Below are 19,827 nucleotides of genomic sequence, written 5' to 3' on the forward strand. Positions count from 1 at the left end.
AAGCTGAAGCGCATGTACGTATGGCATTGCGTCCTTTGTTGGGGCTAATGGCTGAAAAGCTCTATCCAGAAAATGGCAAAATTCAAGAGGCCGATCTTCGCCGTATGTCTTTGCATCTGAATGCACAAATGGCAGGAGATTTAGAAAAGTTTCTGACTGAAACACAGGCCAAACTACCTAGCCTGCTTTCAGGTGCGACAAATTTAGGAACATCAATATTAAACACTTTTGCAGCACCTATTCAGTCGGGGCTGGTTTCACCGACTATTAGCTTTGGTGCAAGTGCTGAAAAACGAGATCCGGCAGAACAATTTAGCAATTGGGCAAAACCGCTGATTGATTTAAGTAAAACCAGCGCACTTGCCAATATGCTACCTAAAATTAGAAAAGCACAGACAGGTACATTATTGCAAACCGAAGCAACTCAGGCATTGAGCTTACTTCCTAATGAAATTCAAAAACAAAGCAATGCGGGGCAAAAATATACCTTGGCATGGCTTATTCAAGAAACTTTAAAAGCCATCAAAAAACAAGGCAATAAAGCCAGTGCGAGTGTGCCTTTAAACCAAACAGGTGAGCACGAACAGCATACGACAGGTGATACTTTAGAGTTTTTATATTTACAAGTTGATGCCTTAAATAATTCATCGTGTATGGGAGCAGACTCTCAATCTGGAAACAGCATTAGTTATTCGATTGGTGCGGAACGCGTGAATCATACCGATTTTTATTTATCTAAAGTGGGTTTTTCTTTTAGTCGTCAATACAATTCACAAATGGATGAGTTTGATGACAGTATGATTGGCGCTCGCTGGATGATGCCATTTTCTAATGTCATTCTCCAAAATTTAAACGGTTATCTCTTTATTGATAGCAATGGACGGAAGCATCAGCTCCCAGAGTCAATTTTGTATGAGGCATATACGGTACCCTATGAAGGCTTCACGGTAGAACCTCTAGAAAATGAAGACTTGTTGTTGAATTTTGGTTCAGATTGGAACTTTCATTTTCATAGTTTTAATGGTGGTCGGCATTACCATCTTGTACAGCAGTTTAATGAAAAAACAGAAGAAAAAGTTGTACTTGAATATCTTTTGTTGGAACAAGTTGCTTATTTACAAGCAATCGATTTCCAATTGAAAAGTGGAAAGCATAAAGTTAAATTTGCATTTAATGATCAAGTTAAAATTATCGCAGCTTTTGTTGATGAGCAGCCTGAGCCTTTGTCGCGTTATGAATATGATCAACAAGGGAATTTGATCAAGGTGATTGATCAAAATGGTCATACCCGTAGTTATGAGTATAACGAGGCACACCAATTAATGCGTTATACTGACCGTACAGGGCGTGGACAAAATATTCGTTATGAGTCGACTGACTCCAAAGCTAAGGCGATCGCAGAATGGGCTGATGACGGTAGTTTCAAAACACGTTTAGAGTGGCACCCGCGTTTACGTCAGGTGGCGGTGTATGATGCCTATGATGTGCCAACTTATTATTATTTTGACTTAGATGGCTTTACCTATCGTACACGTTTAGCCGATGGACGAGAAAAGTGGCTTTCGCGTGACAGTCAAAAACGCATCACCCGCCAAATTGACTTTGCAGGGCTGGAAACTGAACAGGTTTATAATGATCAAGGCCAGCTAATTAAAATTGTTCAACCCAATGGTGGTATCATCCATTTTGCCTATGATGAAGCAGGGAATTTATCTGAAACCAAAGACCCCGAAGGCAATATCTGGGAAAAAGAGTATGATGCTGATGGTAATGTCACCAAGGAAATTAATCCTTTAGGTCATGCAACACAGTATAAATATAATAATGATAATCAAATTGTTGAAATTATTGATGCCAAAGGCGGTTCTAAAAAAATCCAATATAACGACCTTGGACAAATGGTGTCTTATAGCGATTGCTCAGGCAAAGAAAGCGCATGGGAGTACGATGAGGAAGGAACACTTACCGCACAACAATCTGCTGATGCGCAGCAAGTGAAATACATCTACAGCACCCAAGGCAAAGATAAAGGACAGCTCAAAACTATTGTTTATCCTGATGGACTCAAAGAACAATTTGAACATGATCAAGAAGGAAGATTACTTAAACATACCGATACCAAAGGCTTAGTCACACAATATCGCTACAATACTGTTGGCTTACTTGAACAAAGAATTGATGCCAATAGACACCAAATTGGCTATCAGTGGGACAAACAAGGTCGGATTCAGAAACTCATCAACCAAAACCATGCCGAATATTTATTTGGTTATAATCGTTTTGGGCAGTTGGTGCATGAACAAGCCTTTGATGGCGAAGAAAAGTATTACAGCTACAATGAAAATGGACAACTACTCCAAATCCGTCAACTGAATATCCTGACCCAATTTGGCTACCACCCAGATGGCTCAATCGCTTCAAAAACCTATATGCATGTGCAAACAAGTCATAGTCAAACCGAAGAATTCGAATACAACCTGAATAATCAACTCAGCCAGGTGACAAATAAAGAAAGCCAAATTAACTTTTATCGAAATCCGCTCGGGCAGTTGGTACGCGAACATCAGCACTATAACGTGCCAAATTTAAAGCCGCTGACTGCAGTGTTGCGTTACGAATACGATGAGTTGGGCAACTTAAGCAAGACTATCCGCCCAGATGGACAAGTCCAAACCAATCTGACATATGGTTCAGGGCATATCTATGGCATCGCCTTTAACCAACAAGATATGGTGGCATTCCAACGTGATGATTTGCATCGTGAAACAGTACGCATGTTGGCCAATGGCTTAATTCAAAGCAAAAATTATAATGATGTCGGTCTGCTGAGTTCACAAATTATTCGACCAGAACAAGAAACTACAGGCCGTGTACAGCATCAAGCAGAACGTCATTATCAATACGATAAAAACTACTTACTGACCCAAGTTGAGGACAGTCGCTTAGGTCAACTCAACTATCAATACGATGTAATTGGACGATTGATCAAAAGCCAAGGTCCGCAACTTACAGAAAGCTTTGCCTTTGACCCAGCGGGTAACTTGATTGACCCGATTGCGACACAATCATCACAAGTGAAAAATAACCTGATTACGCAATATCAAGGCAAACACTATAAATACGATGCACTGGGCAATGTGGTTGAAACCACCCAAGCTGGTAAAACGCTTAAATTGACTTGGGATAACCTGAATCGTTTAGAGCGAAGTGACAATAATGGTCAAGTCACGACTTATGGCTATGATGTCTTTGGGCGACGCTTATATAAACATAGCCCGATAGAAAACAGCTTAACGTTATTTGGTTGGGATGGTGACTTAATGATTTGGGAGTCACAACAATCCAGTAATGAACAAACACAATATACCAAACATTATGTTTATGAGCCGAATAGCCTTGTACCATTATTACAAACAGGCTATGCAGGATTTATTAAATTAATCGAAACGCCAGATTACTTAAAGTTCCAAACAGAACCTTACTCAGTTTATAAAGACCCTGTATGGAAAACTGAAACACGGAAGAATAAGGCTGAGTTAGAACGGGTTACGTTTTATCATTGTGATCAAGTGGGTACACCACAAACACTAAGTAATGAGTTAGGTGAATGCGTTTGGGAAATCAAACAGGATACATGGGGCACTTCTTTAGGGATCAAGGCGAGTGAAAACTCACTTGAACAAACCAATATCCGATTTCAGGGACAATACTTTGATCGTGAAACAGGTTTACATTATAACCGTTACAGATATTATGAGCCACATAGTGCAAGGTATTTGAGTAAGGATCCAATTGGCTTATTTGGGGGGGTAAATAATAGTAGTTATGTAAGTGATCCGAATCTGTGGGTGGATCCATTAGGGTTGATACAGTGGACGGGCAGTGCATACCAAGTAAGTTTAGCATTTGCTAATGGGGGGGATTTTACCCTAACGAGTGAGTGCAAGAATGGGCGAAGAGCAAAAGTACAAATTTATGCTGGGGGAGTAGGTTATTCCAAAGGGCTTTCTGTTGGCGCTTTTGGCATGAATTCTGTAACGTTTGAAGATGGGCTTAGTAGAATTGAACCTGATGTTTTTAACGGGGATTGGGTAGATAAAGGAGTTGCGCTAAGCGTTGTAAAAGGTGTTTCAGTTGGTAATACACATATAGGAAAAGCTCGATCAGTAGGATGGTATACATGGATTACTAGAGGCTATGTGGCGTCAGTTGGTGCTACAGGGGGGGAAGCAAGAGTTACTAGCCAAAGGTTTGAGAGTTGTAGAAATTACACATGTGATGATACGTGTAGAGAGGAGATTAAAAGAAGAACTGAGGAAGCGAAAAAATATCCAAAGCCAGATCCAATTTATATTCCACCGTCTTCTCAGTGGTTTAGTGGATTTTAATATTTATTGAGGTTATCAAATGAAAAAAAGTGTTTTAGTTTTAATGGTGCTATTAATCTGTTCTTGTTCTAATACAAAGAATGTTATGAATGATATTAAAAATAATCAAGAGGATAAGCATAATGTTGAAATTAATGTTTTAAGTGATAATGAGAATTATGAAATAGCTATTAGCTATAAAGATTCAAATCCAAAATTATATATTCAGTATCTAACAGAAGCAGCTCAAGAAGGAGATCCAATAGCACAAGATGAATTGGCGGGCGAATATGCATTTGGAGAAAGACTAGAAAAAAATCCTAATTTATATTTATATTGGGAGGAAAAATCTGCTTTACAAAATTATAGTTTGGCTCAATTAAATTTAGGGTTGTCCTATTTGTTAGGTACGAATGGGTTAAAAAAAGATAATTTAAATGCAAAAAAATGGTTAAATAAGGCTGCTTTAAATGGTGAGGAGGTAGCGCAAGAGTATTTAAAAAGACTTGAAAATGGTGAATTTAACTCTAAATAACTTTACATTATTTGTGGGTGTCTTAAATTATTATAGGTATTATGTTGAGATATTTTGATCATAGTTTTTTTTGATGATATGTAATTACTAGGGTGTGTCCTCATTTGGCTTTGCACCAAATAAATATACAGGCTATACGAATCATAGATTTATAATTGCGTGCCAGTTTATCAAATCGAGTTGCAATAGCACGGAAATGTTTTAATCTCGCAAAAGCATTTTCAACTAAATGTCTTAATTTATATAGATATTTATCAAATTCCTTATTCGATCTCTTACTGTTTGATCTCAATGGAATAATGGGAATCATATTCTTGCTTGGCATATATTCTAATGTGCTCAGCATCATACCCCTTATCAGCAATGAGATAAGTTGCCTCGTCTACCGTATCAATCAGTTGTTTTGCAACTTGACTGTCGTGGACGTCACCCTCAGTGATTTTAAAATCAATCGGTAATCCATTCACGTCGGTTGCAAGATGTATTTTTGTTGTTCGTCCACCGCGTGATTGTCCAATTGCTCTTTCGAAACCATGCCGAGCTCCACTTGCATGTTGATGCACGCGTATGTAGCTTCCGTCAATGAATACCCATTCTTGATCCAAGATGCCTCGTAATCTAAAAAAAATTTATCCCACAATCCCTTGCTTGCCCAACGATTAAAGCGATTGTAAGCAGTTTGCCAAGGACAAAATTCTTGGGGAATATCACGCCATGTGGCGCCTGTACGCAGTTTCCATAAGATCGCTTCCATGATATTTCTACTATTCTTTGAACAGTAACAACCGTGTAATCGCATAGTATCTTGAATTTGCTGCCAGATATCATCGGTGAGAAGAGTACGTGCCATTGAAAAAATATAGAAATCAAAAGAGCTTAAAGGAGGATTTTAAGTATTTAAAACCAATTTTTCAAATGAGGACACGCCCTAAAATAGTTCTTAAATGGATTTCTTAATGAGGCAAAGAAATCTATTCAAGAATTATCAATTTCGTATGATTGAATAATTGGTGAGTATACTAAGTTGGAAATTAGTATAGATAAAAGTGGAATTGATTTATCGGGATAGCTTTATTAAATTATCATTAAATACTTATTTGGTAATATAATATTGGTATGAATAAGTCTGCACCTAAAATTTATTATACAATCAATCATCATATAATTAAGTTTTTATTAATAAGGAGAAACCTATGATGTTTTTTTAGATGGTGATGTGGTTTTCTATGATAGTTCTTGGGGGAGATTAAAAAATAAAAAAATACAAAATGGTAAGTCTGAGCAGTTGTTTTTACCATACAGCTATAGAGGGTTTGTAAACGTAAAATCAAAAGGGAAGATTATTAAAAGAATTCCTACTCAAAAATCAAAAGATTCAAAGTATGCTGGACCATTATTGTATTCCAGTTCTAATTTTAAGGACTTTGTATTAGGAAGGAAAAATAATAGTAAAGAGGAGATAAATATCAGTTCTCAAGAAGAAATGAAAAAAACTGTTACAAAACTAATGAATGAAAATAAATACAATAAGGTATTGCAAGATGCTTCAGATAATAGATTGGATGGTTATCTGATTGAAATAAAAGATTATCCAGGTATTGAGGAAAAAATATACACAAGTGTGGACTTTCTAAATATGGAGGCTAAGTCTTGCCGACACTTTATATTTGAAATATTAGCATCATTTAATTTTGATGCAAAGTATTTTCCTGCTGGAGCTTATGCAGCTGAAAATTTTTGGTATTCTAGAGAGAATAGGAAGCTTGTTTTAACTACTATTCTTATTCCTTTAATGGAGGGGAGGGATAAAAATGGTAAGTTGCATCAATTAAAATTCTATTTAAAAAGATCTAAGACTGGAAAGCTACTTTTGATATTCCAAGGTAGAGCTGTTTGGAAAAAATATATGAATTTAACTACTATTTCAGTTAATAATAAGAAAGTAACTATGATTGGTGGAATCTATGAGTTAGCACATGATCTAAAATCAAATTTACAAACCTCTCCAATTGTAGGAGCAATTAAAACAAGTGGTAAAATTATTACCACTGCTGTTAAAGGATCACCTTTCGGATTATTTTTAGTGGCCGCTGCTGATACTTTGGAGTGGATACTTAATGATAACCCTGATAAAAAACTAAGCGAACTTTTGTGACAAATTATTATTGACTTCTCAAAAGCTCTAGTTGCTGGGTTGGCGGCTGTGATTGTCGGTGTAGCTGCAGTAATACTTGGTGGTAGTGCTTTAGTTGTAATAGCAGCAGGTGCAATAGCTATGTTAGCGGCATCTTTTTATTTAGAAAAAGCAGATGCAGCTGGATTAGGAACAAGTGGTGTACCTTGGGCACAAATTTCAAAAGATCAAACGGAAGCAATTTGGGAAACTATACGTCAAAAAATTATAAAAATTAGCGTGGAAAATACAAGTAAAATTTCTAATGAGAACCAAGAATTTAAGTTTGAGCCAATAATATGAAAAATATTAATAATGTAAAATTAATTCCATACAATGTTAAGTCTGATATTCAATTGGCTACAATGTTTTGTTATTTTACTGTAATTTTGTTTTTTAATATTATGTTGTATTTATTTGGTGATAATAAAAGCTTGCTATTGTTTTTGAATTTTTCATTTTTAGTTGTTTATTTTCTTTCATTTGTTTTTTTTAAAAAAACATTTTTGGTTTTATTTAGAGATTGGTGTTCGTCTTTTTTGGTTTTTCTTAGTTTTGTTTTTATGTATTTTGAGTTTGGTTCAAGATTTTTTAATATATATTTTCTTTTTTTATTTTTCATTATTTATTTTTTATTTGATTTATTTTATTTAATGAAAAAAAATGGAATTATTATTTTTGATGCTATTAATTCTTCATTTTTTGGTCTTGAATTTGATTATAAGAAAAGAGAGGATTATCGTTTAAATAAACTAGTAATTAATAGGAGTTTTTTTCATAAAATATTTTATTTTTTTGTGATTGTGTTTTTTATTTTTGGTTTTGTTTTTGGAAAAAATCTTCCTTATGTTTTTTTTGGCGTAAGTAGTTTTTCTAATGGTGGTAATGATTCTTTTTATGATTTTGGCTTATTTCTAATTGGATCTGTTGTAACATTTTTTTGTGTAACTTATGTCAATATTTTATTTTTATTTTTATTGTATTTTATTAAATGTGTTAAAATAAGGTTTAAATAATTTTATTATCAAGAGGTTAAAATGATTTTTTTAGGTTGGGTGTTATTTTTAAAATAATAGTGGAATAAAAATGATTATTGATTATTTGAAAAATTTATTATAATTGTTGTTTTGATGTATGTAATAGGACTCCCGATTTTTGGGTTTATATGTTGTTACTATAAACATGAGGAAAACCCCAACTATTTTAAGCTGTTTTTAACAGAAAGCAGGTAAATTTTTTCTATATTAATTATCAAGAATATATAGAAAAGAAATGAACAGGTGTGGTTTATATTATGGGCAGTAGTTTTGGGTTATCTGCATTCCATTACGAGAGCTTCGGGCACATATCATCGAAGACGGCATCCTAAAACATACCTTTGTGATTGGCTTTCCAATGATTAGAATATTCCGTACCCAAGGTTTATGGGCTTTTATTTGTCATTTTATAATGAAAGGACCAGAAGAGCTTTATCCGAAACCTCACCCTATGTATGGGACAATTGATACTTTTAAACAACTGATTTATTGTCAAAATGTTCAAGGCGCAAAAGAAAGCTGGAAAGAGACCTGGAAGCTATTTCGGATCATTTATATCTATAATTGGGTTCCAGTATTATTTTTTTATCCCTTTGATGTGTGTAACTTTGTGGCGCGAAGAATTTTATTGTATATCAAACCATTGCCCGTTTGGCATGATGCTGTCATAAGAAAAAATAAAATGAATTTAGAGCGGCCAGAAGAAATCAGTGCAAAAGATAATTTTGAATTTACGATGTTTAAAATGATGGATAAATAAAAAGCCCCTCAGGGCTTTTTTTACATCTAAAGGACTTAAGGCAATTGCTTAATCGGACTTCCACCCAACGCCTGCATTAAAGTTACATAAGCATTATATTGACTCTGTTTGGTTTGAACCAAAGACAGTCGCGCATTACGTGTGGTTTCTTGTGCATCAAGCAAGTTTTTCAACGCAATGGCACCATTTCGATAACGTACTTCAGTCAAACGCTCAGTCTTTTCTGCAAGCTGTACATTACGCTCTTGCAAAGCAACTTGTTGACTTAACTCAGTACGATTGGATAGCGCATTTTCCACATCGGCAAAAGCCTGATACAAGGTCTGACGATATTGAATAATAGATTTTTCATAATCTAAATCACTAATCGCAAGGTCTTTCTTCATATCATTATATTGCAAGAAAGGTAAACTTAAACTTGCACCCAAAGCCAAAGCTGGGTTTTGTAATAAATTACTCAAAGAGGTACTACTCGAGCCTAAACTGCCAGTCAAACTAATCGAAGGGTAGTAACTCGCTTTCGTTGCATCTTTATTTGCCAAAGCTTTACGTAATCTTAATTCGCTCGCTTGTAAATCTGGACGGCGAGACAACAACTCGGCAGGTAAACCTGCTGCAATCGTCGGTAATGCAATTCGAGGTAAACGCTGCGGCTCTGAAATATTCAGTTGTTGCACAGGTTGATGCAATAACACAGCCAATGCAGTACGTGTCTCCACTTTTTGTTGGGCAATTTGGCTTAAGGTTGCTTTTTGACTTTGGACCGACTGTTCCGCTTGCGTTAGATCTAAACCTGACACAGCGCCGGCTTTATATTGCACCTTGACCAAGTCATAGGTTTTTTGCGTACTGGCTAAGTTTTGCTGCGCAATACTGTAGCGCTCATTTAAATAGCCAAGTTGCCAATATAGGTTTGCTGTTGTTGCAATCAAGCTTTGGGCAGTGGCTTGTAGGTCCTGTTCAGTCGCTAAAGCTTCCCATTTTGCGGCCTCAGTCTGGCTAGCCAAACGACCAAATAAATCTACTTCATAACTAACGCCACCACTGAGTGATACACCTTTTGATGAGTCATCACCTGAGTTAAGGTCAAAGTTATGTCCAGTTGAAACACTTGAACTCACGCGTGGCCCTTGTTTATTTTCAGCCAAACCTGCTTGTAGTCGAGCTTGCTGTAAATTAATACCTGCAACAGCGAGGTCAGTATTGGCAGCTAAAACTTGATTCACCAACTGGTTTAATTGAGCATCATTAAACAATGTCCACCATTGGTCAGCATACGTATCGGCATGAACTTGCTGACTCATGGCTTTCGCATTTTGAAATTGCGTCGGGATTTGTGTTGCAGGAGCTTCATACGGCGTCTTAACCACAGCGGCACAGCCGACTAGGCTACTTCCGAGAATGAAGGCACTTGCAAGTTTAGTTAAGGTCATTTGCATCATTATTTCCTTATTCACGAGAAAGCGCATCGACAGGGTTAAGCTGTGCGGCATTACGTGCAGGAATAAAGCCAAACACAATACCAATCATACTTGAGCAGACAAATGCAGCAACAATAGACGTCGTTGAATAGGCCATTTGGAATGTTCCACCGGCAAAATGACTAATCAATTGTCCAATACCTAAAGATAATAAAACCCCAAGCACACCGCCTAAGATGCACACCAACACCGCCTCTATCAGGAACTGTTGTAAAATGTCACTTTGACGGGCACCCACGGCCATACGTACACCAATTTCTTGAGTACGCTCAGTCACCGAAACCAACATAATGTTCATGACCCCAATACCACCGACGATCAATGAAATCACCGCAATTGCAGAAACTAACAAGGTCATCGTTTGCGTAGTTTGTTGAATGGTTTCACGGATACTATCGGAGTTCTGTGTAAAGACATCTTGCGCGCCATGACGTTGCACCAATAAGTTTAATATGGCGTTCTCAGCAGCAGCACTTGGGTATTCATCTTTCACTCGGACAATAATGCTGCGCACATTCGACTGACCTAGCATACGACTCATGACCGTTGAATACGGTAAATACACATTCAGGCTATCTGAGTTGCCCATCATGCTTTTTTGTTCTTCGATCACGCCAATGATACGGCTCGGCACACTGCCTAATAAAATCACTTGACCCACAGGGTTGGTGCCATCGGCAAAGAAAGTATTTTTAGTATTACTATCAATCACCACATCTTGCGCTTGCTCAGTCACACTTTCTTTATCAAAAGGTTGACCAGAAGCGAAGTTCATTCCTTTGACATAGAAGAAATCTTCACTCACGCCATTCACTGTGGTCGACGCTTCAGTGTCTTTAAAACGTGCTGTAACAGATGAATTGACTGAAGGACTAACGCCATCGACATAAGGCTGTTCAGCAAGGGCCGTCGCATCGGCAGGAATCAATGTTTTGGCTTGGGATGATCTGGAATTATCACCAAAGCCTCGACCTTGATAAACCGTAATGGTATTGGTTCCCAAGCTGCTGATATTTTCTAAAATTTGCTTTTGCGAACCATTACCCAAGGCCACCACGGAGACCACAGAGGCAATACCGATAATAATCCCGAGCATGGTGAGGAAGGTCCGCATCCGGTGTGCATTCATGGCAAGGATCGCCATACGGAATGCTTCACCAAGACGGTCAACGGCAGAGCGCCAACTCGAGGTTTTTTTCTGGGTGTTTGGAACGAGTTGTTGCTTTTCTAAAGGTTCATCATCTGTTTCAGGCACATTGGGCTGATCTGAAATGATGTTACCGTCTGAAATTTCAATAATTCGAGTCGCATTTTTTGCAACATTATGATCGTGCGTGACCAAAATAATGGTATGACCTTTGGCATTGAGTTCGCGTAAAATCCGCATCACTTCAATACCACTATTCTTATCCAATGCACCGGTGGGTTCATCGGCAAGAATAACGTCACCACCATTCATGAGGGCGCGGGCAATCGACACACGTTGTTGCTGACCACCCGAGAGTTGGCTCGGACGGTTTTGAGTTTTTTCACCCAATCCTAGGTCGGTCAGCAGTTGCTTGGCACGTGCATTACGTTCGGTTGCATCTGCACCGGCATAGATAGCGGGAACTTCGACGTTACCCGCAGCATTCAAATCACCGAGTAAGTGATAACGCTGGAAAATAAAGCCGAAATATTCACGGCGTAACTGTGCCAGTTCATCAGGTTCAAGTTCACGGGTTTCACGCCCCTTGACCTTGTAACTGCCTTTGGTTGGCTTATCTAAACACCCCAAAATGTTCATGAGGGTAGATTTACCAGAACCGGACTGACCTACAATCGCCACCAGTTCACCTGGGTAAATCTCAAGATTAACCCCTTTTAGAATCTGGACTGTGCTTTCACCAGCAGGGAATTCACGAGTCAGATTCTTGACCTCGAGTAGAGGCGTCTGATTTTGACTCATCATTACATTCTCATTGGGCCGCCAGCACCACCACGGTTGCTGCGTTTAGCTGAATCATTTGAAGTATCAGAACCGTCGGCAATCACGACTTTGTCACCTTGTTTTAGGCCACGGATAACTTGTGCGGTCACACGGTTATTTAAACCAAGTAATACAGGTTGAGGTTGTGCAGAACCATCCGCTTGCAATACACGTACCATAGCAACGCTCGCTTTACCTTGTTTGACCAATGCTTTTTCAGCTTCAGTCAGTTCTAAACGTTTAGGACGGTTTGGATTATCTTTATTCGATTTAGCTTCTGCGTTGGTATTTTTATCAGCAGATTCACCATCGGTAGACGTATTATTTCGGCTACGTTGTGGACGGTTCGAGGTTTGTACGGCTGCGGCAGGTACAGTCAAGATATTCTTGGCTTCATCTAAAATGATATACACCTGAGCAGTCATATCGATACGCAATTTGCCGTCTTCATTTGGGACATCAAATAACGCATTGTAGTAAACCGCAGTACTTGAAGACGAAGAGGTATTGCTGTTGCTTTCGGTGTTGATTGAGTTTGGAGCAGGTTCAACTTGGCGCAGGGTTGCATAGTGTTTTGTTTCACTGTCGCCCAACGTCGTAAAGTAAACACTTTGACCTTCTTGGACTTTCATCACATCAGCTTCAGAAATTTCAGCTTTAATGGTCATGGTGTCGAGCTTTGCCAATTTCACAATGGTTGGCGCACTTTGGTTGGCGTTTACGGTTTGACCTTCTTCAGTCACAATTGCCACGATGGTTCCATCCATTGGTGCAACAATTTGTGTATAGCCTAAGTCTTCTTTTGCAGTCGCTAAAGTTAAACGTGATTGTTCGATTTGTGCATTAATGGCTGCAATATCAGCTTGCGCAGTTTTATAACTTGCTAGCGCAGATTCAAGTTCTGCACGACTAGTCGCATCTTGAGCGTACATCGCTTGCTGACGTTTATATTCAGCATCGACTTTGGCTAAATTTGCATTTTTTACTGCCAATTGCGCTTGTTGATTTTTAATACTGGCTTCGGCTGTTTTAAGGTCATTTTCCTGACGTACCGAATCGATTTGCGCAATCAATTGACCTTGTTTTACTTCATCGCCAAGTTGCACATACATTTTTTTTACTTGACCTGAAACCTGCGCTCCTACGCTGACCATTTTAGTTGCTTCAAGCACACCAGTGGCAAGCACTGAGTTTTCAATATCCCCACGGCTGACTTCGGCCGTAATGTACTGAGGTTGCTCTTGTTTTGGTTTGAAAAAATGCCATGCTGTGACAGCGATCGCCAGAGCAGCGATGATGGCTACGATCAATTTTGCTGGTTTTATTTTTGGCATGATTGGCAGTAAAGCGTTAAGAAAGTTATTTGAATTATAAGAGTTAAATACGGATAAATTGTGAATATTTTAGCAAAGAAGTAATGATTATTATTTCCCTTTAGGCTTTCCGATTGATATGAAGGGACTTAGCAGAATCTGTAAACAGACTCATTCTACTGCGTAAAATAATTTTTTAACTGTAACTAAATGCCAATTAAAGTACAAAAAGCATATTTCATGCCTATTTATTTGAATCTAATTTCAAATTAGAAAAAAGTTGAATGAAAATTAAAAAAAGTGGTGCTATAAAGCTTTTTTGTAGCCTATGTTAATGATATTAAAATAAAAATATGCATTGTGTTTGTGCTTTAGTGTGCACAGTTTTTGTTGAGCGTGTGTGATTTTTTGCAATAGTCTTGTTCTAAAAATGCAGCTAAGATCAAAACCCATAAAAAAATTATGGGTTTAATGATAAGTGGTTTTTTTTCATTAAATATACAAAATAAAATAGGAATATAAGTCGGGGTTAGATATGGAATGGAATGAAAAATATAATATCGGCATTGATGTTATTGATAATCAACATCGCCAGATTTTAGATTATATCAATACGTTGGAAGCAATCCTCCTGAATGGCAGTCGAGAGAAAATCAAAGAGGTTTTGGATGATTTGATTGACTATACACAATCGCATTTCAGCTTTGAAGAAAATTTATTGGAACAGGTACATTATCAGTATTTGCCGTCTCATCGTGGGATTCATGAGCATTTTGTGAGGCGACTGAATGAGTATCGAACCAAATTTGAAAATGGTGTTTCGGTTGAACAAGATTTATATCGTTTATTGTCTAAATGGCTGATTAATCACATTCAGCATGATGATCAAGATTATGTAGATTCAGTGCGAGACAATATGCTGCACTATCTGCGCTCGCAGGAACAGAAAAAAGGCAAAAGTTGGTTTGCTCGCTTTTTTAGTTAAGTCAACAGGGACGGAAATAACCTTTTACCGCACATCTGAGCAATGGCTTGCATAATCAGATGTTCGGCATTTTCATGTCCCAAACCTTTAATCGAGGCATCTAAACGTAACAACAGGGCAGGCCACGTCAAAAACTCATTGGCATTTAAACGGCGTAAAGCTTGTTGATACAGCTCGACCTTGGTCTTCCAAATGCCAATTTGTAAGGCATTTTGTGGTTGCTCAAACAGTTGCATCAGCAAGCGCATTTCCTTGCTGATACTCCATAAAATGAGTGACATCGGCTCACCAGAGGCAATCAAATATTGAAAAATTTTAATTGATTGCGCCAAATTGCCTTGCAGCATTGCATCATTTAAATCATAGGTGGTGTAGCGTGACTGATCTTGTAAGCAAGAGTACAGATGATCAATCTGAATCATTTCAGCTTCAGGAAAAGTATCTGCGACACGCATTAAACTATTTTTTGCAGCCAGTAAATTATGCTCATGATGCTGCTCTAGCCATTGCCAAGCATCATTGGCGAGTTGAATGCCGAGCTTTTGCGCCTCGGTGGCTAAGATTTGCTGACGATCTTTAGGGTAGTTTGCAGTCAGTGCAACATTGACTCCATTGGCATCAATGGTTTGGAAAAAACTGGTCTTTAAACTCGCACTGTCTTGCTTCGGCATGACCACGAGCAGCAAGTTACTTTCATTTTGCTGCAAATAGCTTTTTAACAATTTTAGTCCATTGGCATCGGGTTTAATGCTGCCATGTGCCTCAATTGCCAGTTGACTGGAAAATAATGACAAGCTATTTAAAGCATTAAAGACATGTTTCCAATCAGCAGCAGAGCTAATATCATACCGTTGACGCTCGACTTCTCGAGTGTTCCAACTCTTACGAAATGCATCCAGGAGATTTTGTTCAAGTAAAGGCTCTTGACCATGCAGCACCCAGGCACCTTGCGCTTCATCTACACGTTTTAATGCCTGAAGATAGTCAAGTTTCATAAATCAAAATTACTCAGCTTTGGTCGGTGCAGTTAGTGGGTTTGCTTTCGGTAAGCGGTTTGATGAAATTTGGCGCACGATCTGTTGTGCAATGTCATCAATAATCACTTGTTTTAAATATTTTTCTTCTTGGTCATCGGTGTTCACGGTTGCAACGTCGTATTGGTAGCTACGTGTTGCCATCAATGTACGGGGTTCAGTTACAGGATTGCCTTGGGCATCTTCAATTTGGAACGTCACATTCAAACGCAATAAAGTTTCAACCAATTTACCATTGAGTTCTAAACGACGCGGAGTGTAATCCAACACATGTAAGACATAGGCATTTTGATTATTGCTCAATTGCACGCCTGCAGAGCCTAAATAAATCGCTAACTTTTCATGTAAGTCATCCGTATCTTCAGGAAGTGCCAATCGCATATTGGAATAGGCTACAGGTACAGCAGCAGGGTTGGTGCCTTTTAAATGAAAACCACAACCGACCATGCCTGCGCTCAGGCCCATAGTTAATACAATTGCAGCAACACGTTGAACCAAGTGCATAAAGTGTCCTCTGTTTCCCGAAGGGATAATGTTGAAATCCTGTGTGGATTGTAAAGTCAAAGCCCGTTGACTGGCAACGGGCTTTGTTTGGGAATTGTGAAATCCTTTTGTTCCCTCTCCTCATAGGAGAGGGTTAGGGAGAGGTTAATTACCCTCATCCCAACCTTCTCCCAAAGAGAGAAGGAAATATAAGGAATTTAAACCACCAAATTCACTAATTTATTCGGCACCACAATTTCTTTCTTGGTTGGACCAGTCAAAAATTGTTGAACTTCAGGTAATGCTTTTGCTTGTGCAAGAATGTCATCTTTAGAGGCATCGACAGATACTTCTAATTTGCCACGAAGCTTACCGTTTACTTGCACCACAATCGTTTGTGTATTACGAGTCAGCGCAGATTCATCTACAGCAGGGAAGCGTGCTGATGTTAATTCGATACCAAACTCAGCCAATAAGGTTTGGCTTAAATGTGGTGCAAACGGAGCAAGTAAAGTTAGAAGAGTCGTGATTGATTCACGTGCAACGGCAACGTCATTGTCATCTTTCGCTTCAAACTTATTGTTTGCATTCAAAAGTTCCATCATCGCAGCAATGGCGGTGTTGAAGGCATGACGACGAGCAATGTCATCACCCACTTTTTGAATGGTTTCGTGTGTTTTACGACGTAAGTCTTGTGCAGCGGTAGAAAGTGTCGCTTTGTCGATGTTTGCAGCAGAGTTGCCTTGTTCAAGGAAACCAGTTGCTAGGCGCCATACACGTTTTAAGAAACGGTTTGCACCTTCAACACCAGCGTCAGACCATTCTAGTGATTGATCTGGTGGTGCAGCGAACATCATAAATACACGTGCAGTATCTGCACCGTATTGATCAATAATCGCTTGCGGGTCGATACCGTTATTTTTCGATTTCGACATTTTCTCTTGACCACCAACGATAACGTCCTGACCATCTTCTTTATATTTAGCAGAAGTGATACGACCTTTTTCGTCTTTTTCAAGTTCGATGTCAGCAGGGTTAAACCAAGTCTTCTTACCTGACTCAGATTCACGGTAGTAGGTATCCGCAAGCACCATACCTTGAGTAAGCAAGTTGGTGAATGGCTCGTTACCTTGTACCACACCTTCATCACGCATCAATTTATGGAAGAAGCGTGCATAAAGTAAATGTAGAATCGCGTGTTCAACACCACCAATATATTGGTTTACAGGAAGCCAAGTTTGACCCGCTTCAGGTTTCACCATACCGTCAGTGAAATCTGGAGATGCATAGCGTGCATAGTACCAAGATGATTCTACAAAGGTATCCAAAGTATCTGTTTCACGACGAGCATCGCCACCACAGCATGGGCAAGTGGTTTCATAGAACTCAGGCATTTTGTTGAGTGGATTGCCTGAACCATCCGGCACCACGTCCGTTGGCAATACAACTGGAAGCTGTTCTTCAGGTACAGGAACCTGACCACATTTTTCGCAGTTGATCATTGGAATTGGACAACCCCAATAACGCTGACGAGAAACACCCCAGTCACGTAAACGGAATTGAACTTTCGAGTTGGCAAGTCCAGTCGGTTCTAATTTTGCAAGGAATGCATCGTACGCCCCTTGTAAGTCTAAGCCGTCAAATTCGCCTGAATTCACCAGTTTGCCGTCTTTAGAGCCATACCATTCTTGCCAAATTGTTGCGTCAAACTCTGCATCGTCTGCACCTTTGGCATCAATCACTTGCTTAATGGTTAAGCCATATTTATTCGCAAATTCGAAGTCACGTTCATCGTGTGATGGAACCGCCATCACCGCACCTGAACCGTAAGACATCAAAACGTAGTTTGCGATCCAAACAGGAACTTCTTCACCTGTAACTGGGTGCTTAACTGACAAACCTGTTGCCATGCCTTTCTTTTCAGCAGTCGCAAGGTCTGCTTCAGCAACAGAACCCATACGGCATTCTTCAATAAATGCAGCAAGCTCAGGATTGCTTTCCGCAGCTTTAAGTGCCATTGGATGCTCTGCTGCAACTGCAACATAAGTCACACCCATGAGTGTGTCAGCACGAGTGGTAAATACAGTTAAACCATCTGCATAAACGTCTGGATTCGCTGAAGGGAAGGTAATTTCCATACCCTGTGAGCGACCAATCCAGTTACGTTGCATGGTTAAAACTTGCTGTGGCCAGCCGTCTTTTAATGTTTCTAAATCGTCAAGTAATTCTTGCGCATAGTCAGTGATGCGGAAGTAGTACATTGGAATATCACGTTTTTCGACCAATGCACCAGAACGCCAGCCACGACCATTTTCAACTTGTTCGTTTGCTAAAACAGTTTGGTCTACTGGGTCCCAGTTCACTGTTGAAAGCTTACGGTAAATTAAACCTTTTTTATAAAGCTGTACGAATAACCATTGTTCCCAGCGGTAGTATTCAGGTGTGCAAGTTGCAAATTCACGATCCCAATCTACAGAAAGACCTAACTTTTTAAGCTGATTACGCATGTAATCAATGTTTTCAAAAGTCCATTTTGCAGGAGCGACTTGATGGGCAATTGCAGCATTTTCAGCAGGCAAACCGAAAGCATCCCAACCCATGGGTTGTAGCACAGTTTCACCTTGTAAACGGTGGAAACGGCTGATCACATCACCAATGGTGTAGTTACGCACATGACCCATATGCAGTTTGCCACTTGGATAAGGGAACATAGAGAGGATATAACGACGTGGTCCTTCTACTTGGTCGGCAACTTTAAAGGCTTTGCGATTTTCCCAGTCTTGTTGGACTGTAGGTTCAATCGCACTGGCTTGATATTCAGGGTCAATGTGAGTAGTCATAAACGTAAATAGAAATAACGGTTAAAAAGTTTGTGCTACAGCATAGCGCAAAATACGCCTAGAGTGAATTTTGCGATGCTGCCTAGATGTAAATAATTTAAGTCGATATAGCAGGACTTTGGCGTGAATTATTGTGCTGCGGCAGCTACCGCTTGAGCTTGGCGGAGTGCTGCATTGGCTTCGCGTTGTTGTTCTGCTTGTTGCTCATTTTGTTCATTCGACTGTTCGGCTTCACGTGAAACCTCTTCTTGGTTTTTTGCTGGAGTTGATTGCGTAGTCGTTGTTGCGCCATAGGTATTTACTTTACCTTTACGCTGCGCATTTTTTGGCGGTGGCGTGGTGGTGTAATGCGTTGAACCTTTAGCATCCACCCATTTGTAATATTCTTTCGCTGAAAGGTCCAAACTGGTCAGGCAAAACGCCATGCTAGATAAAATACAGGCAGTTCGTGCAATCGTCGTCTTCATCATAAATTCAGTCCCAAAGTTATAGTGATCATGCAAAATTATGCTGAAAATTTTGCGCTTTTTTGACAGCAGAATCTATGCATTTTTTAGCACAAAGGATAAAAGGGGCATCGCGTGGGATGAGTAACTTTGTGAATGATGAATTGTGGAATTAATGAGCAATAAAAATGTTGGGTTCTTATGATCCAATCCATGCCTTAAGTTGAAAGTGAGGCAATTGAATGAAAAACCCACAGCCATTCATTTAATTTATTTATTAGATTTATAAAAGTATTTTATTAAATGCATGCTAACTGGTTATAAATAAACAAACTACAAAGAATGCAAAGAACGGGAGTATGCTTAAAAAACAAACGGTCTGTAAGTAATCAGAAAAAAGCCGA

Annotated in this window: 14 protein-coding genes and 1 pseudogene; 7 read left to right on the forward strand and 8 right to left on the reverse strand. The window is 39.0% G+C overall.

The annotated features are described in order from the left end of the window. A partial coding sequence (locus FTU64_RS09635; protein ID WP_257222234.1) for an RHS repeat-associated core domain-containing protein occupies positions 1-4,388 on the forward strand: 4,388 nt, incomplete at its 5' end. A 19-nt stretch (positions 4,389-4,407) separates the two neighbouring features. Then, positions 4,408-4,902, forward strand: coding sequence for a tetratricopeptide repeat protein (locus FTU64_RS09640; protein ID WP_180004529.1), 495 nt, complete (start codon positions 4,408-4,410; stop codon positions 4,900-4,902). 100 nt (positions 4,903-5,002) lie between these two features. Here FTU64_RS09640 and FTU64_RS09645 read toward each other — a convergent pair. After that, a pseudogene (locus tag FTU64_RS09645) lies at positions 5,003-5,752 on the reverse strand (IS5 family transposase). 366 nt (positions 5,753-6,118) lie between these two features. Between FTU64_RS09645 and FTU64_RS09650 the strand changes: the two are divergent. From FTU64_RS09650 to FTU64_RS09665, 4 genes are all read left to right on the forward strand, one after another. Then, a complete protein-coding gene (locus FTU64_RS09650; RefSeq protein WP_180059678.1) occupies positions 6,119-7,057 on the forward strand; it encodes a hypothetical protein in 939 nt (312 codons plus the stop codon). A 48-nt stretch (positions 7,058-7,105) separates the two neighbouring features. Next, complete coding sequence (locus FTU64_RS09655) at positions 7,106-7,378, forward strand: hypothetical protein (protein ID WP_180059679.1); 273 nt, start codon at positions 7,106-7,108, stop codon at positions 7,376-7,378. Then, positions 7,375-8,091, forward strand: coding sequence for a hypothetical protein (locus FTU64_RS09660; protein ID WP_180059680.1), 717 nt, complete (start codon positions 7,375-7,377; stop codon positions 8,089-8,091). The genes FTU64_RS09655 and FTU64_RS09660 overlap by 4 nt, the downstream gene beginning before the upstream one ends. 379 nt (positions 8,092-8,470) lie before the next feature. Beyond that, on the forward strand, positions 8,471-8,872 hold the full coding sequence (locus FTU64_RS09665; protein ID WP_180005401.1) for a hypothetical protein: 402 nt from the start codon (positions 8,471-8,473) through the stop codon (positions 8,870-8,872). Between the two features lie 35 nt (positions 8,873-8,907). Here the strand turns inward: FTU64_RS09665 and FTU64_RS09670 are convergent, their stop codons facing one another. From FTU64_RS09670 to FTU64_RS09680, 3 genes are read right to left on the reverse strand one after another with little or no spacing between them, the layout of a single operon-like run. Continuing rightward, positions 8,908-10,311 (reverse strand): efflux transporter outer membrane subunit, encoded by a 1,404-nt coding sequence (locus tag FTU64_RS09670; protein ID WP_180059701.1) that lies wholly within the window; start codon positions 10,309-10,311, stop codon positions 8,908-8,910. A gap of 10 nt (positions 10,312-10,321) precedes the next feature. After that, positions 10,322-12,301 carry a MacB family efflux pump subunit gene (locus tag FTU64_RS09675; protein ID WP_180059702.1) on the reverse strand — a complete coding sequence of 660 codons (1,980 nt, stop codon included), beginning with the start codon at positions 12,299-12,301 and terminating at the stop codon, positions 10,322-10,324. Between the two features lie 2 nt (positions 12,302-12,303). Beyond that, positions 12,304-13,656 (reverse strand): MacA family efflux pump subunit, encoded by a 1,353-nt coding sequence (locus FTU64_RS09680; protein WP_180059681.1) that lies wholly within the window; start codon positions 13,654-13,656, stop codon positions 12,304-12,306. A gap of 514 nt (positions 13,657-14,170) precedes the next feature. Here FTU64_RS09680 and FTU64_RS09685 point away from each other — a divergent pair. After that, on the forward strand, positions 14,171-14,620 hold the full coding sequence (locus tag FTU64_RS09685) for a bacteriohemerythrin (RefSeq protein WP_180059682.1): 450 nt from the start codon (positions 14,171-14,173) through the stop codon (positions 14,618-14,620). Here FTU64_RS09685 and holA read toward each other — a convergent pair. From holA to FTU64_RS09705, 4 genes are all read right to left on the reverse strand, one after another. Further along, positions 14,617-15,615, reverse strand: a complete 999-nt coding sequence (gene holA, locus FTU64_RS09690) for a DNA polymerase III subunit delta (RefSeq protein ID WP_180059683.1) — start codon at positions 15,613-15,615, stop codon at positions 14,617-14,619. The genes FTU64_RS09685 and holA overlap by 4 nt on opposite strands. 9 nt (positions 15,616-15,624) lie before the next feature. After that, entirely contained in the window at positions 15,625-16,158 is a 534-nt protein-coding gene (gene lptE / locus FTU64_RS09695; protein ID WP_078192675.1) for an LPS assembly lipoprotein LptE, read from the reverse strand. 197 nt (positions 16,159-16,355) lie between these two features. After that, on the reverse strand, positions 16,356-18,977 hold the full coding sequence (gene leuS, locus FTU64_RS09700; RefSeq protein WP_180059684.1) for a leucine--tRNA ligase: 2,622 nt from the start codon (positions 18,975-18,977) through the stop codon (positions 16,356-16,358). A 128-nt stretch (positions 18,978-19,105) separates the two neighbouring features. Beyond that, on the reverse strand, positions 19,106-19,402 hold the full coding sequence (locus tag FTU64_RS09705; protein ID WP_373683082.1) for a DUF4124 domain-containing protein: 297 nt from the start codon (positions 19,400-19,402) through the stop codon (positions 19,106-19,108). Positions 19,403-19,827 lie beyond the last annotated feature (425 nt).

The organism is Acinetobacter sp. YH12128 (assembly GCF_013418655.1).
Classification (GTDB): Bacteria; Pseudomonadota; Gammaproteobacteria; order Pseudomonadales; family Moraxellaceae; genus Acinetobacter; species Acinetobacter amyesii.

What these genes read in the sequence shown, in the direction of transcription:
- FTU64_RS09640 (WP_180004529.1), top strand. Translation starts at nt 4,408, where the DNA reads ATGAAAAAAAGTGTTTTAGTTTTAATGGTGCTATTAATCTGTTCTTGT.
- FTU64_RS09660 (WP_180059680.1), top strand. Translation starts at nt 7,375, where the DNA reads ATGAAAAATATTAATAATGTAAAATTAATTCCATACAATGTTAAGTCT.
- FTU64_RS09665 (WP_180005401.1), top strand. Translation starts at nt 8,471, where the DNA reads ATGATTAGAATATTCCGTACCCAAGGTTTATGGGCTTTTATTTGTCAT.
- FTU64_RS09670 (WP_180059701.1), bottom strand. Translation starts at nt 10,311, where the DNA reads ATGCAAATGACCTTAACTAAACTTGCAAGTGCCTTCATTCTCGGAAGT.
- FTU64_RS09675 (WP_180059702.1), bottom strand. Translation starts at nt 12,301, where the DNA reads ATGAGTCAAAATCAGACGCCTCTACTCGAGGTCAAGAATCTGACTCGT.
- FTU64_RS09680 (WP_180059681.1), bottom strand. Translation starts at nt 13,656, where the DNA reads ATGCCAAAAATAAAACCAGCAAAATTGATCGTAGCCATCATCGCTGCT.
- FTU64_RS09685 (WP_180059682.1), top strand. Translation starts at nt 14,171, where the DNA reads ATGGAATGGAATGAAAAATATAATATCGGCATTGATGTTATTGATAAT.
- holA (WP_180059683.1), bottom strand. Translation starts at nt 15,615, where the DNA reads ATGAAACTTGACTATCTTCAGGCATTAAAACGTGTAGATGAAGCGCAA.
- lptE (WP_078192675.1), bottom strand. Translation starts at nt 16,158, where the DNA reads ATGCACTTGGTTCAACGTGTTGCTGCAATTGTATTAACTATGGGCCTG.
- leuS (WP_180059684.1), bottom strand. Translation starts at nt 18,977, where the DNA reads ATGACTACTCACATTGACCCTGAATATCAAGCCAGTGCGATTGAACCT.
- FTU64_RS09705 (WP_373683082.1), bottom strand. Translation starts at nt 19,402, where the DNA reads ATGGCGTTTTGCCTGACCAGTTTGGACCTTTCAGCGAAAGAATATTAC.